Raw genomic sequence first — 15,612 nt, 5'->3', positions numbered from 1 at the left:
ACCTTGCAGGCGGTTGCACCTTGGGCGCGAATGCTATTCAACAAAGCAAATAAGGTGCAACCAGTTTCTTGAGAATAAGTTGCACCTAGACATGTTTAGGCCAAAACCACGGTTTTTTGCTCCTTTTCGGAGCAAGAACAGCCGACCTCAGAAGCAAACGCACCAAGGGAAAGCAGATTTTGCTGAGGGCCGGATTTTTTCCCGATCACGATCAAAAATTTCCTTAACAATTTGGGTTGCACCCGGTTGCACCTCTGCATGGGCAAAGCTAATCTTGCCGCCAGCAGATGCCACGCAGTAGTGGCACCCATGAGGATAAAAAGATGGCAACGACCACCCTTGGGGTCAAACTCGACGACCCGACCCGCGAACGCCTCAAGGCCGCCGCGACCTCCATTGATCGCACGCCGCACTGGCTGATCAAGCAGGCGATTTTCAATTACCTGGAGAAGCTGGAGGGTGGTGCAACCCTGAACGAGCTCAATGGCTTGGGCAGCAAGGACGCGGAGGACGCTGGCGAGGTTCAGCCTGACCACGCCCACCAGTGCTTCCTGGAGTTTGCCGAGAGCATCCTGCCGCAATCGGTACTGCGCGCCTCGATCACCGCCGCCTACCGCCGCCCGGAACCGGAAGTGGTGCCGATGCTGATCGAGCAGGCCCGTCTGCCGCAGCAGATGGCCGAAGCCACCAACAAGCTGGCCGCCTCGATTGCCGAGAAGTTGCGCAATCAGAAGAGCGCCGGCGGCCGTGCCGGTATTGTTCAAGGCCTGCTGCAAGAATTTTCGCTGTCGTCCCAGGAAGGTGTGGCCTTGATGTGCCTGGCCGAAGCGCTGCTGCGCATCCCGGACAAGGGCACGCGCGATGCACTGATCCGCGACAAAATCAGCACTGGCAACTGGCAGCCGCACCTGGGCAACAGCCCGTCGCTGTTCGTCAACGCCGCCACTTGGGGCCTGCTGCTGACCGGCAAACTGGTCGCCACGCACAACGAAGCGGGTTTGACCTCGTCCCTGAGCCGCATTATCGGCAAGAGCGGCGAGCCGATGATTCGCAAGGGCGTCGACATGGCCATGCGCCTGATGGGCGAGCAGTTCGTCACCGGCGAAACCATCGCCGAAGCCCTGGCCAATGCGAGCAAGTTCGAAGCCAAGGGCTTCCGCTATTCCTACGACATGCTCGGCGAAGCCGCGCTGACCGAACACGACGCCCAGAAGTACCTGGCCTCGTACGAACAAGCCATTCACTCCATCGGCAAAGCCTCTCACGGCCGTGGGATTTATGAAGGCCCGGGCATTTCCATCAAGCTCTCGGCACTGCACCCGCGTTACAGCCGTGCTCAGTACGAGCGTGTGATGGACGAGCTGTACCCGCGCCTGCTGTCGCTGACCTTGCTGGCCAAGCACTACGACATTGGCTTGAACATCGACGCCGAAGAAGCCGACCGCCTGGAGCTGTCGCTCGACCTGCTCGAACGCCTGTGCTTCGAGCCGCAACTGACCGGCTGGAACGGCATCGGCTTCGTGATCCAGGCCTACCAGAAACGCTGCCCGTATGTGATCGACTACGTCATCGACCTGGCACGCCGCAGCCGCCATCGCCTGATGATCCGCCTGGTAAAAGGCGCGTACTGGGACAGCGAGATCAAGCGCGCCCAAGTTGAAGGCCTGGAAGGCTACCCGGTGTACACCCGCAAGGTGTACACCGACGTTTCCTACATTGCCTGCGCACGCAAACTGCTGTCGGTGCCGGAAGCCATCTACCCGCAGTTCGCCACGCACAACGCCCACACCCTGTCGGCCATTTACCATATCGCCGGCCAGAACTATTACCCCGGCCAGTACGAGTTCCAATGCCTGCACGGCATGGGTGAGCCGCTGTACGAGCAGGTTGTAGGCAAAGTTTCCGAGGGCAAGCTGAACCGTCCGTGCCGCGTGTACGCACCGGTCGGTACCCACGAAACACTGCTGGCCTACCTGGTGCGTCGCCTGCTGGAAAACGGCGCCAACACCTCGTTCGTCAACCGCATTGCCGACCACACTATTTCGATTCAGGAATTGGTGGCCGATCCAGTGGCCAGCATCGAGCAGATGGCCACGCTGGAAGGCGGCTTCGGCCTGCCACACCCGCGTATCCCACTGCCGCGTGACCTGTATGGCAGCGACCGCGCCAACTCGGCCGGTATCGACCTGGCGAACGAACACCGCCTGGCGTCGTTGTCCTGCGCCTTGCTGGCTACCGCGCATAACGACTGGAAAGCCGCGCCGATGCTGGGCTGCGCCTCCAGCAATGAGCCGGCCGCACCTGTGCTGAACCCCTCCGACCTGCGTGACGTGGTGGGCCATGTACAGGAAGCCACCGTCGAAGACGTCGACAACGCCATTCAATGCGCGATCAATGCCGGCCCGATCTGGCAGGCCACCCCGCCCGCCGAGCGCGCCGCGATCCTGGAACGTGCCGCCGACTTGATGGAAGGCGAGATCCAGCCCTTGATGGGCCTGTTGGCCCGCGAGGCGGGCAAGACCTTCGCCAACGCCATCGCCGAAGTGCGCGAAGCCGTAGACTTCCTGCGCTACTACGCGGTACAGGCGCGTAACGATTTCACCAACGACGCCCACCGCCCATTGGGCCCAGTGGTGTGCATCAGCCCGTGGAACTTCCCGCTGGCCATCTTCAGCGGTCAAGTGGCTGCCGCACTGGCTGCCGGTAACCCGGTATTAGCCAAGCCAGCCGAGCAAACCCCGCTGGTGGCGGCACAAGCCGTGCGCATTTTGCTCGAAGCCGGCATTCCGCAAGGCGTGCTGCAACTGCTGCCGGGCCAGGGCGAAAGCGTCGGTGCCCGCCTGGTGGGGGATGATCGCGTCAAAGGCGTGATGTTCACCGGCTCCACCGAAGTGGCGCGCCTGCTGCAACGCAGCATCGCGGGCCGCCTGGATGCCCAGGGCCGCCCGATTCCGCTGATCGCCGAAACCGGTGGCCAGAACGCAATGATCGTCGACTCTTCGGCGCTGACCGAGCAAGTGGTCATCGACGTTGTGTCCTCGGCCTTCGACAGCGCCGGCCAGCGCTGCTCGGCCCTGCGCGTTCTGTGCCTGCAGGAAGATTCGGCAGACCGTGTGATCGAAATGCTCAAGGGTGCCATGGCTGAATGCCGTCTGGGCAACCCGGAGCGCCTGTCGGTAGACATCGGCCCGGTGATCGACGCCGAAGCCAAGGCTGGCATCGAGAAACACATCCAGGCCATGCGCGACAAAGGCCGCAATGTGTACCAGGTGGCGATTGCCGACGGCGAAGAGATCAAGCGCGGCACCTTCGTGATGCCCACCCTGATCGAGCTGGAAAGCTTCGACGAACTGCAACGCGAGATCTTCGGCCCGGTGCTGCACGTGGTGCGTTACAAGCGCAAAGAGATCGACCAGCTCATCGCGCAGATCAATGCCTCCGGCTACGGCCTGACGCTGGGCGTGCACACCCGCATCGACGAGACCATCGCCAAGGTGATCGACAATGCTCACGCCGGTAACGTCTATGTGAACCGCAACATCGTGGGCGCGGTGGTTGGCGTGCAGCCATTCGGCGGCGAAGGCCTGTCGGGCACTGGCCCGAAAGCCGGTGGGCCGCTGTACCTGTACCGTCTGCTGTCGACTCGTCCTACCGATGCGATCGAACAATCCTTCGTGCGTGGCGACAAGCTGGCCGCGCCGGACGTGCGTCTGCGCGATGCCATGAGCCAACCGCTGACCGCCCTGAAAACCTGGGCCGACAGCCACAAGTTCAGCGAACTGAGCGCCCTGTGCAACCAGTTCGCCGCGCAGTCGCAAAGCGGTATTACCCGCCAGCTGGCCGGCCCGACCGGCGAGCGCAACAGCTACGCGATCCTGCCCCGCGAGCACGTGCTGTGTCTGGCGGACGTGGAAGGTGATCTGCTGACGCAACTGGCGGCGGTATTGGCCGTCGGCGGTTCGGCGGTATGGCCGGAAACTGACCTGACTAAAGCGTTGTTCACACGCCTGCCGAGGGAAGTTCAGGCGAAGATCAAGCGCGTGGCTGACTGGACCAAGGATGAGGTGGTATTCGACGCGGTCCTGCACCACGGTGATTCCGATCAATTGCGTGCGGTGTGCCAGCAAGTGGCGCAGCGTGGTGGGGCGATTGTCGGGGTGCATGGTTTGTCACAGGGCGAGACGGCGATTGCGCTGGAGCGTCTGGTGATTGAGCGGGCGTTGAGTGTTAACACCGCTGCGGCAGGCGGTAACGCCAGCCTGATGACTATCGGCTAACTGACAAAACGCGGAGAAATGTGGGAGCTGGCTTGCCTGCGATAGCGGCGGGTCAGTGACAAAGATGTCGGCTGGCACTGCCTCATCGCAGGCAAGCCAGCTCCCACATTGACCGCGTTCGCAACGCCCTTCTCGCGTTCTGGCTCTGCATCACGCAAATCAATCTTGCTATCCAGCCTCTATTTGCGCACTTAGACTCCGGCCATTCCCTTAAAAGGTAAGCCGCCATGTCCGAGACGCTGCTCAGTTCCCGCAATCTGGCTTTCGAGCTGTACGAAGTCCTCGATGCCGAGGGCCTGACCCAGCGCGAGCGGTTTGCCGAGCACAACCGCGAAACGTTCGATGCCGCCATCAGCACCGCGCGCAGCATTGCCGAAAAGTACTTCGCGCCGCACAACCGCAAGAACGACGAAAACGAACCGCGCTATGAAGACGGCAAGGCGATCCTGATCCCGGACGTCAAACCCGCCGTGGACGCGTTCCTCGAAGCCGGCTTTCTCAACGCCGCGCGCAGCTTCGACGCCGGCGGCATGCAGGTGCCGACCCTGCTGTCGCAAGCCTGTTTTGCGCATTTCCAGTCGGCCAACGCGGCCTCGACCTCCTACCCGTTCCTGACCATGGGCGCCGCCAACCTGATCGAAAGCTTCGGCACCGAGGCGCAGAAGCAGCGCTTCCTGCAGCCAATGATCGAGGGCCGCTTTTTCGGCACCATGGCACTGACCGAGCCGCATGCCGGTTCATCCCTGTCGGATATTCGTACACGCGCAGAGCCAGCGGCTGACGGCAGTTATCGCCTCAAGGGCAACAAGATCTTCATCTCCGGCGGCGACCATTCGTTGTCGGAAAACATCGTGCACATGGTGCTGGCCAAGCTGCCGGATGCGCCGGCCGGGGTGAAGGGTATTTCGCTGTTTATCGTGCCCAAGTTCCTGGTCAACGAGGATGGCAGCCTGGGCGCGCGCAACGATGTGCTGCTGGCCGGGTTGTTCCACAAGATGGGCTGGCGCGGCACCACGTCCACGGCGCTTAACTTCGGCGATAACGGCAATTGCGTCGGCTATCTGGTTGGCAAGCCGCATCAGGGTCTGAGCTGCATGTTCCAGATGATGAACGAGGCGCGCATCGGCGTGGGCATGGGCGCAGTCATGCTCGGTTACGCCGGCTACCTCTACTCGCTGGAATACGCCCGCGAACGCCCACAAGGTCGCCTGCCCGACAGCAAAGACCCAGGCACCGCGCCGGTTTCGATCATCCAGCACGCCGATATCAAGCGCATGCTGCTGACGCAAAAAGCCTACGTCGAAGGCGCCTTCGACCTCGGCCTGTATGCCGCACGGTTGTTCGATGACACCACCACGCTGGAAACCGAAACCGAGCGCAAGCAAGCCCACGAACTGCTCGACCTGCTCACGCCCATCGTCAAATCCTGGCCGTCGGAGTTCTGCCTCAAGGCCAACGAGCTGGCGATCCAGATTCTCGGCGGCCACGGCTACACCCGCGAATACCCGGTGGAGCAGTACTACCGCGACAACCGCCTGAACCCTATCCATGAAGGCACCCACGGCATCCAGTCCCTGGATTTGCTCGGGCGCAAGCTCGCGCAAAACGGCGGCGCGGGCTTGAAGCAACTGATCCGTCTGATCGCCGAAACCGGCGCTCGGGCTCAGGAATACGCCTCACTGACGGCCCTGCGCGAACCGCTGGAGCAATTGGTCAGCCGCCTGCAAAGCGTGACAATTGGCCTGCTGACCGATCTCGCCCAAGGCAAGGTCAACAGCAGCCTGGCGAATTCGGCACTGTATTTGAAGGTGTTCGGGCACACGGTGATTGGCTGGCGCTGGCTGGAACAGGCGATTCGCGCCGAGGAAGGCCTGGCCAAAGGCAATGCGGCGGATGTTGCCTTCTATAAAGGCAAGCTCCAGGCCGCTCGGTACTTCCTGACCTGGGAAGTGCCGAGCTGCCATCATGAACTGGCGATTCTGGAGGCACGCGATGACACGTGCCTGGGGATGCAGGATGCGTGGTTCTAAGGCGTTCCGATCGCCTTGGAAATCACTTCGACCGTGGCGCTGACTTGCTCTTGGTAACGGTCGAGTTCCTGCTGGTGGTGCTTTTGCATTTCGATCTGCTCGGCGCACAGGTTCAGCGCAGCCAGTACCAATAATTTGTCACCGATCAGGGTCGGGTACTTTTTCTTGGTGGTGGCCAGGGAGGCCTTGAGCATGGTCACAGCGTGCATCAGGGTTTGATCTTCCCCGTCCGGCGCCTTGATCGAGTAATCCTCTCCGAGAATCGAAACGACCTTTATGCCTTCATTCATGCGCCGACAGGACCTGCGCTCACACGCTCAACCAGGGCCTGGATGCGTGCGGCGGTAGCGCCGTGCTTTTCTTCCTGTTCCATCAGGTTCAATTGCAGGCTGTCGTTTTCATCCTTGGCGCGGGCCAGTTCGGCCTTGAGGGATTCGTTGCTGCCCAGTAGGTCCTGATTCTGCTGTACCAAGTCGCTGACCAGTTGTTCCAGTTGGCTGAGGGATGCTTCTAACATTTTGATTTCTCGGGCTTTTTCAAAGGGCGGTGACGATAAAGAAAATTCACCTCGGATGCCAGGGTTATCCCAGGCGCGCAGCCCGATATTTAAGGGCCGGGCCGCACTTTCGAGCCTTAGTGACTGCATTTACCCGATCTGGTTCCTGAATCCGCCCAACCCCTCGTCAGATGCGACAAAAACGCACAGCCCCCTTTAGACTTTAGTCCTACGACCGATAGAGGTGGACTGACCGTCTCATGGCCGCACGGATCGCGCTCTCCCCCAGGATTCCCGCATGTCGCTTCGTAATATGAATATCGCTCCGAGGGCCTTCCTCGGCTTTGCGTTGATTGGCGCGTTGATGTTGTTTCTCGGTGTGTTCGCCCTGAACCAAATGAGCAAGATACGCGCTGCCACGGAAGACATCACCCTGGCCAGCGTGCCGAGCATTCGCGCCCTCGACGAGTTCACCCAACTGACCCTGCGCCTGCGGGTATTGTCGTACCGCCTGCTGACCAACCGCGAGCCGGAGATCCAGCAAAAAACCCTCGAAGCTTTTGAGCTGCGTAATCAGCAGATCCGCACCGCCCAGGCTGTCTACGAAAAACTCATCGAGGGTGCTGAAGAGCGTTCAGCCTACGACGAGTACGTGCGCTTGCTCGGTCAATACCATCAGATTGAAGAGCGCATGAAGAGCTTCTCCCAGGCCAATCAAGTCGACGATCTGCGCAAATTGCTCAACACCGAATTGCTCAGCAACGCCGAGCAGGTCAATGCCGTGCTCACGCGCCTGCTGGAGCTCAACAACAAAATGGCCCTGACCACCAATAAGGATGCCGAGGACCAATACAACATGGCCTTCAATATGGTGGTGAGCCTGTTGGTGATCGCTACCCTGCTGACCCTGTTGTTCGCCTGGCTGCTGACCCGCAGCATCACCCTGCCCATTTCCCAGGCACTGGAAGCAGCGGAAGAAGTGGCCGAAGGCAACCTGACCCGCCCGATCAAGGTCGACGGCAACGACGAGGCCGGACGCCTGCTGGCGGCGATGGCCAAGATGCAGGAAAAATTGCGCGACACGCTGCAACGCATTGCCGGCTCGGCTACCCAGTTGGCTTCGGCCGCCGAAGAGCTGAACGCCGTCACCGACGAAAGCGCTCGCGGCCTGACCCAGCAAAACAATGAAATCGAACAAGCCGCCACAGCGGTGAACGAGATGACCAGCGCCGTGGAAGAAGTCGCGCGCAATGCGGTCAGCACTTCAGAAGCCTCGCGCAACGCCACCACCTCCGCCGGTGATGGCCGTGATCTGGTGCAGGAAACCGTCAGCGCCATCGAGCGCATGAGCGGTGATGTGCAGGCCACCGCCACGCTGATTGGCGACCTGGCCAATGAATCGCGTGACATCGGCAAGGTGCTGGACGTGATTCGCGGCCTGGCCGACCAGACCAACCTGCTGGCGCTGAACGCCGCAATTGAAGCCGCACGCGCCGGTGAAGCCGGGCGCGGGTTTGCCGTGGTGGCTGATGAAGTGCGCGCCCTGGCCCATCGCACCCAGCAGTCGACCAGCGAGATCGAGCGGATGATTGGCAGCATTCAGGCCGGCACCGAGCACGCGGTGGATTCGATGCGTAACAGCACCGAACGCGCGGAATCGACATTGAACATCGCCAAAGGCGCGGGCCTGTCGCTGGACACCATCAATACCGCGATTGTGGAGATCAACGAGCGCAACCTGGTGATCGCCAGCGCGGCAGAAGAACAGGCACAGGTGGCGCGGGAAGTGGATCGTAACCTGGTGAACATTCGTGATCTGTCGGTGCAATCGGCCACCGGCGCCAGCCAAACCAGTGCAGCAAGCAGCGAGTTGTCGCGCCTGGCAGTGGATTTAAATGGGATGGTGGGGCGCTTTCGCCTGTAACTGACACACCTGGGTAAAAAATGTGGGAGCGGGCTTGCTCGCGAAGGCGGAGTGTCAGTCACTTGATGTGTAGCTGATACACCGTATTCGCGAGCAAGCCCGCTCCCACATCAGATCTGAGCCAACCCGCAAAAGCTTTTTGACAGCACAGCAATTCAACAGGTTAGAATCGCTGGCACGCAGACTGCATGGTCAGTTTGCGCCCTGTCTTCCCAGTTCTGGAGTACTGCCTTTGAATGCGACGACCATCAACAGCCTGTTCTTGATCGGCGCGTTGCTGGTGGGTGCGAGCATTCTGGTGAGTTCTCTTTCGTCCCGCCTGGGGATCCCGATTCTGGTGATCATCCTGGCCGTGGGCATGATCGCCGGCGTCGATGGCGGCGGCATCATCTTCGACAATTACCCGACCGCCTACCTGGTGGGCAACCTTGCCTTGGCAGTGATCCTGCTCGATGGCGGCTTGCGCACACGGGTGGCGAGTTTTCGCGTGGCACTCTGGCCGGCGTTGTCGCTGGCCACGGTCGGGGTGTTGATCACCACCGGCCTCACCGGCATGGCCGCGGCGTGGCTATTCAACCTCAATATCATTCAAGGCTTGCTGATCGGCGCGATTGTCGGCTCAACCGACGCCGCCGCGGTGTTCTCGCTGCTGGGCGGCAAAGGCCTGAACGAACGGGTGACCGCCAGCCTGGAAATCGAGTCCGGCAGCAACGACCCGATGGCGGTGTTTCTCACCGTGACCCTGATCGACATGCTCGCCACCGGCCAGACCGGCCTGCACTGGAGCCTGCTGACCCACCTGATTCGCGAGTTCGGCATCGGCGGCATCGTCGGTTTGGGCGGCGGCTGGCTGATGCTGCAGATGGTCAACCGCATCAACCTGGCCACCGGCCTGTATCCGATCCTGGTGATCGCCGGTGGCCTGGTGGTGTTCGCCTTGACCAACGCCCTGCACGGCAGCGGCTTCCTCGCCGTGTACCTGTGCGGCTTGGTAATCGGCAACCGCCCGGTGCGTAGCCGCCATGGCATTTTGCATATGCTCGACGGCATGGCCTGGCTGGCACAAATCGGCATGTTCCTGGTGCTGGGCCTGCTGGTCACGCCGCATGACTTACTGCCCATCGCCCTGCCCGCCCTGGGCCTGGCGCTGTGGATGATCCTGTTTGCGCGGCCGCTGTCGGTGATGGTCGGCCTGCTGCCGTTCAAGGCGTTCCACGGGCGCGAAAAAGCCTTTATCGCCTGGGTCGGCCTGCGCGGCGCGGTACCGATCATTCTGGCGGTGTTCCCGCTGATGGCCGGCCTGCCGCACGCGCAGCTGTATTTCAACCTGGCGTTCTTTATCGTGCTGGTTTCGCTGCTGGTGCAGGGCACGAGCCTGCCGTGGGTGGCCAAACTGCTGAAAGTGACCGTACCGCCAGACCCTGCGCCGATCTCCCGCGCCGCCCTGGAAGTGCACGTTACCAGCGAGTGGGAGCTGTTCGTCTACCGTCTGGGCGCAGAAAAATGGTGCATCGGCGCGGCCCTGCGCGAACTGAAAATGCCCGAAGGCACGCGGATCGCCGCGCTGTTCCGTGGCCAGCAACTGCTCCATCCGTCGGGCAGTACGGTGCTTGAAGTCGACGATTTGCTCTGTGTGATCGGCCACGAACACAACCTGCCGGCCCTGGGCAAACTGTTCAGCCAGGCGCCGCAACGCGGTCTCGACCTGCGCTTCTTCGGCGACTTTGTGCTCGAAGGCGACGCCCAGCTGGGCGCGGTGTCGGCCCTGTACGGCCTCAAGCTCGAGGGTATCGACCCGGATATGCCACTGAGTCGCTTCATCACCCAGAAGGTCGGCGGCGCGCCAGTGGTGGGCGACCAAGTGGAATGGAACAACACGCTGTGGACCGTCGCGGTCATGGACGGGAACAGAATCGGAAAAGTCGGCGTCAAATTCCCCGAAGGAAGTCGTCCAGGCCCTGGACTCTTCCTCTAAACTGCGGGGCTATGGCGCCACGCCCCCACCTTCTTTACCTTGCTCGACCGGTATCCATGACAACTCTGCGCACCTTTTTAGCCACTGCCCTGCTGGGCCTGACCCTCTGTGTCGGCAGCGTTTACGCCGCCGACCCGCCCAGCGCCGAGTCCATCCAGCAAACCCTGGACAAACTGCCCGACCGCAAGCTGCCCGACGCCGACATGAAGGCGTTGCAAACCATCCTGCAACAGACCCTGACCTACCTGGGCAACAAGCAGGATTACGAGCAGCGCCTTGTCGACCTCAAGCGCCAGCTCGAAGACGCTCCGCGCCAGACCACTGAAAACCAGCGCGAACTGGTGCGGCTCAAGGCCACTAAAATCATCCCGGTGGCGCAGCGCTACGCCACCCTGCCGGTGCCGCAGCTTGAGCAATTGCTGGTGCAACGCACCACTCAGCAAGGCGATCTGCAAAAAACCGTGGCCGACGCCAACAGCATGTCCGTCGCCGCCCAGACCCGCCCCGAACGCGCCCAGACAGAAATCAGCAACAGCCAGACCCGCATCCAGCAGATCAATTCGATCCTCAAGGCGGGCAAAGACAACGGCAAGACCCTCACCGGCGACCAGCGCAACCAACTGAATGCCGAACTGGCCGCCCTCAATGCCCTGATTCCACTGCGCCGCCAGGAACTGGCCGGCAACAGCCAACTGCAAGACCTGGGCAATAGCCAGCGCGACCTGGCAACCGAGAAAACCAGCCGCCTGGAGCAGGAAATCCAGGACCTGCAAACGCTGATCAATCAGAAACGCCTGGCCCAGTCCCAGCAGACCGTGACCCAACAGTCCATCGAAGCGCAGAAAGCCGGAGGCAGCAGCCTGCTGGCCTCGGAAAGCGCGGCCAACCTCAAACTGTCCGACTACCTGCTCAAGAGTACCGACCGCCTTAACGAGCTGACCCAGGCCAACCTCAAGACCAAGCAGCAACTGGACGCAGTGACGCAAAGCGACTCGGCCCTGGACGAGCAAATCAACGTGCTCAAGGGCAGCCTGCTGCTCTCCAAGATCCTCTACAAGCAGAAACAGGCGCTGCCCCGTCTCACGGTCGACCGCGACCTGGCAGACGATATCGCCAACATTCGCCTGTACCAGTTCGAGATCAACCAGCAACGTGAGCAGATCAACTCACCCAGTGCCTATGTGGATAACTTGCTGGCCAACCAGCCACCGGAAGACGTGACGCCGCAACTGCGCCGCACCTTGCTGGAATTGGCGATCACCCGCAGCGACTTGCTCGAGCGCCTGAGCCGTGAGCTGAGCGCACTGCTGAACGAATCGATCACCCTGCAACTGAACCAGAAACAACTGCTCAGCACCGCCACCACCCTGCGCGCGACGCTGGATGAGCAAATGTTCTGGATCCCCAGCAATAAGCCGCTGGACACCGAGTGGCTGGAAACCGTACCGGCGCACCTGAACAAACAGATCACCACTCTGCCGTGGGCCTCCAGCGTCAGCGAACTCTACGACGGCCTGACCCAGCGCCCGCTGTTGTTCCTGCCACTGCTGCTGTTGATCGGTGCATTGTTGTGGCGGCGTAAAGCGCTGTACCAGCGGCTGAACAAGGTTCACCTGGACATCGGCCACTTCAAGCGCGACAGCCAGTGGCACACGCCGCAGGCCATCCTGATCAACATTCTGCTGGCGATGCCGGTGTCCCTGGGCCTGGCGCTGTGCGGCTACGCGCTGCAGATCGACGCCCGCGGGCAAAACGCCAACCTGGGCGATGCACTGCTGCAGATCGCCCAAGCGTGGCTGGTGTTCTACACCGCATACCGCATCCTGGCGCCGGGCGGCGTGGCGGAACTGCACTTTCGCTGGGAGAAACCCCAGGTTGAATTCCTGCAAGGCTGGGTGCGCAAACTCGGCCTGGTAGTGCTGGCATTGGTGGCCGTAGTGGCCATCGCCGAGCACCAACCCGAGGCACTGGCCGACGACGTGCTGGGTATCGGTGTGGTGTTGACGTGCTACGCGTTGATGGCCTGGTTGCTGGGCCGCCTGCTGCTGAACAGCCCGACCCACGAGAAAGCCTCACTGTTTCGTAAAGCCGTGGGCCTGGTGTTCACCGCCCTGCCCGTCGCCCTGTTTCTGGCGGTGTGCTTTGGCTATTACTACACCGCGCTCAAACTCAGCGACCGCTTGATCAATACCCTGTACCTGCTGATGTTCTGGCTGGTGATCGAAGCCACCTTCGTGCGCGGCCTGGGCGTCGCCGCACGGCGCCTGGCCTACGCGCGCGCACTGGCCAAACGCCAGGCGGCCAAGGAAGCCGGGGATGGCGAAGCGGTGATCGAAGAACCGACCCTGGACATCGAACAGGTCAACGAACAGTCCATGCGCCTGATCCGCCTGGCCCTGCTCGGCGGCTTTATCGCGGCGCTGTACTGGGTGTGGAAAGACCTGATCACCGTGTTCTCCTACCTGGACAACATCACCCTGTACGAATACACCAGCGGCACTGGCGCCAACATCAGCATGGTGCCGATCAGCTTCGGCGACTTGCTGGGTGCGTCGATCATCATCGGCATCACCTTCGCCCTGGCGCGCAACTTGCCGGGTTTGCTGGAAGTGCTGGTGCTGTCCAAGCTGGACCTGGCTCAAGGCAGCGCCTACGCCACAACCACTTTGCTGTCGTACGTGATTGCCGGCGTCGGCTTTGTCTCCACCCTGTCCACGCTCGGCGTGAGCTGGGACAAGTTGCAATGGCTGGTGGCAGCGCTGTCGGTGGGGTTGGGCTTCGGGATGCAGGAGATCTTCGCCAACTTTATCTCCGGCATCATGATCCTGTTCGAACGCCCGGTGCGTATCGGCGACACCATCACCATCGGCAACCTGTCGGGCACGGTCAGCAAGATCCGCATCCGTGCGACGACCATCACCGACTTTGACCGCAAAGACATCATCGTCCCGAACAAGACGTTTATTACCGGGCAACTGATCAACTGGTCGCTGACCGACACCATCACCCGCGTGACCCTGAAACTGGGCGTGGACTACGGCTCCGACCTGGACCTGGTGAAGGAACTCTTACTCAAGGCGGCGCGAGAAAACCCGCGTGTGTTGAAAGAGCCGGAACCCCACGTGTACTTCCTCAACTTCGGCGAAAGCACCCTCGACCACGAATTGCGCATGCACGTGCGCGACCTCGGTGACCGCAACCCGGTGATCGACGAGGTGAACCGCTTTATCAACCGCGAGTTCAAGAACCACCACATCAACATCTCGTTCCGCCAGATGGAGGTTTACCTCAAGAACCTCCACGGCCAGGAATACAAACTGGTGGAAGTCGACACCCCAGCCAAACCCGCCAACGACGGCGGCGTGCAAGAACCACCGCCGAGCAAACTCGACTAACGCGTCTATCCCCAGCAGAATGCTCGGACATTCTGCTGGAGATGGCCGGTGAAAGCCCTCGACGAACTGACCTTCGACAACCGCTTCGCACGCCTGGGCGACGCGTTCTCAACCCACGTACTGCCTGAACCCCTCGATGAGCCGCGCCTTGTGGTGGCGAGCAACGCCGCCATGGCGCTGCTCGACCTCGACCCGGCGGTGGCCGAAACGCCGGTGTTTGCCGAGCTGTTCAGCGGGCACAAGCTGTGGGCCGAAGCGGAGCCGCGGGCGATGGTCTATTCCGGCCACCAGTTTGGCGGCTACACCCCGCAACTGGGCGACGGCCGTGGGCTGTTGCTGGGCGAGGTGTACAACGAGGCCGGCGAACACTGGGACTTGCACCTCAAAGGCGCCGGGATGACGCCTTATTCGCGCATGGGCGACGGCCGCGCGGTGCTGCGCTCTTCGATCCGTGAGTTTCTCGCTTCCGAGGCCTTGCATGCGCTGGGCATTCCCAGCAGCCGCGCCCTGTGCGTGATCGGCTCCAGCACACCCGTCTGGCGCGAGAAACAGGAACGCGGCGCCATGGTGCTGCGCCTTGCGCACAGCCATATCCGCTTCGGGCATTTCGAATATTTTTACTACACCAAAAAGCCCGAGCAGCAGGCTGAACTGGCCGAACACGTGTTGAACCTGCACTACCCCGAGTGCCGCGAGCAGCCCGAGCCGTACTTGGCGATGTTCCGCGAAATCGTCGAGCGCAATGCCGAAATGATCGCCAAATGGCAGGCCTACGGCTTCTGCCACGGCGTGATGAACACCGACAACATGTCGATCCTGGGCATCACCTTCGACTTCGGGCCGTTTGCGTTCCTCGATGACTTTGACGCGCACTTCATCTGCAACCACTCCGATCACGAAGGGCGCTATTCCTTCAGCAATCAGGTGCCCATTGGGCAGTGGAACCTCAGCGCGCTGGCCCAGGCGCTCAAGCCGTTTATCAGTGTTGACGCCTTGAAAGAGGCACTTGGCCTTTACCTGCCGCTGTACCAGGCCCATTACCTGGACTTGATGCGCCGCCGGCTAGGACTGACCACCGCCGAAGACGATGACCAGAAGCTGGTGGAGCAGTTGCTCAAGCTGATGCAAAACAGCGGCGTCGATTACACGCTGTTCTTCCGCCGCTTGGGTGATGAGCCCGCAGCGCAAGCTGTGGCGCGGCTGCGCGATGACTTCGTCGACCTCGCAAGGTTTGATGCCTGGGCCGAACGGTATAAAGCGCGCGTTGCGCGCGACGGGGACTACAGCGAAGTGCAGCGCCGTGAGCGCATGCACGCGGTAAACCCGCTGTACATCCTGCGCAACTACCTTGCACAAAACGCCATCGCCGCCGCCGAATCAGGCGACTACAGCGAAGTACGTCGATTGCATGAAGTGCTGAGCAAACCCTTTGAAGAGCAGGCGGGGATGGAGCAATACGCCCAGCGGCCGCCGGATTGGGGCAAGCATTTGGAGATTAGTTGCTCATCGTAGAGC

The 15,612-nt window shown here is 61.5% G+C and carries 8 protein-coding genes and 1 pseudogene; 7 read left to right on the top strand and 2 right to left on the bottom strand.

Annotated elements, in window-relative coordinates:
• Positions 1-323 precede the first annotated feature (323 nt).
• Both putA and ABWL43_RS02260 read left to right on the top strand, forming a co-directional pair.
• Entirely contained in the window at positions 324-4,277 is a 3,954-nt protein-coding gene (gene putA / locus ABWL43_RS02265; protein WP_404486527.1) for a trifunctional transcriptional regulator/proline dehydrogenase/L-glutamate gamma-semialdehyde dehydrogenase, read from the top strand.
• A gap of 227 nt (positions 4,278-4,504) precedes the next feature.
• Positions 4,505-6,307: an acyl-CoA dehydrogenase gene (locus ABWL43_RS02260; protein WP_404486525.1), complete on the top strand. Its 1,803-nt coding sequence runs from the start codon at positions 4,505-4,507 to the stop codon at positions 6,305-6,307.
• Here ABWL43_RS02260 and ABWL43_RS02255 read toward each other — a convergent pair.
• Together ABWL43_RS02255 and ABWL43_RS02250 are read right to left on the bottom strand one after the other, a co-directional pair.
• Positions 6,304-6,597 (bottom strand): cell division protein ZapA, encoded by a 294-nt coding sequence (locus ABWL43_RS02255; protein WP_119738009.1) that lies wholly within the window; start codon positions 6,595-6,597, stop codon positions 6,304-6,306. The genes ABWL43_RS02260 and ABWL43_RS02255 overlap by 4 nt on opposite strands.
• The gene (locus tag ABWL43_RS02250; RefSeq protein ID WP_038844376.1) at positions 6,594-6,824 is read right to left on the bottom strand and encodes a hypothetical protein; all 231 of its coding nucleotides are present in this window, start codon (positions 6,822-6,824) and stop codon (positions 6,594-6,596) included. The genes ABWL43_RS02255 and ABWL43_RS02250 overlap by 4 nt, the downstream gene beginning before the upstream one ends.
• A 277-nt stretch (positions 6,825-7,101) precedes the next feature.
• On the opposite strand from ABWL43_RS02250, the pseudogene ABWL43_RS02245 reads away from it, so the two are divergent.
• The 5 genes and pseudogenes from ABWL43_RS02245 to selO all read left to right on the top strand — a co-directional run.
• Positions 7,102-7,824: pseudogene (locus tag ABWL43_RS02245) on the top strand (MCP four helix bundle domain-containing protein); the annotation flags it as partial.
• 30 nt (positions 7,825-7,854) lie between these two features.
• The gene (locus tag ABWL43_RS02240) at positions 7,855-8,727 is read left to right on the top strand and encodes a methyl-accepting chemotaxis protein (protein ID WP_371924132.1); all 873 of its coding nucleotides are present in this window, start codon (positions 7,855-7,857) and stop codon (positions 8,725-8,727) included.
• A gap of 232 nt (positions 8,728-8,959) precedes the next feature.
• Positions 8,960-10,702 (top strand): potassium/proton antiporter, encoded by a 1,743-nt coding sequence (locus ABWL43_RS02235; RefSeq protein ID WP_106577559.1) that lies wholly within the window; start codon positions 8,960-8,962, stop codon positions 10,700-10,702.
• Positions 10,703-10,758: 56 nt separating this feature from the next.
• Entirely contained in the window at positions 10,759-14,097 is a 3,339-nt protein-coding gene (gene mscK, locus ABWL43_RS02230; protein ID WP_242198854.1) for a mechanosensitive channel MscK, read from the top strand.
• A 48-nt stretch (positions 14,098-14,145) separates the two neighbouring features.
• Entirely contained in the window at positions 14,146-15,609 is a 1,464-nt protein-coding gene (gene selO, locus ABWL43_RS02225; protein ID WP_404486522.1) for a protein adenylyltransferase SelO, read from the top strand.
• Positions 15,610-15,612 lie beyond the last annotated feature (3 nt).

The sequence above is a fragment of the Pseudomonas sp. HT11 genome (genome assembly GCF_044875395.1).
Taxonomy (GTDB): domain Bacteria; phylum Pseudomonadota; class Gammaproteobacteria; order Pseudomonadales; family Pseudomonadaceae; genus Aquipseudomonas.
This window is presented reverse-complemented; position numbering and strand designations above follow the sequence as displayed.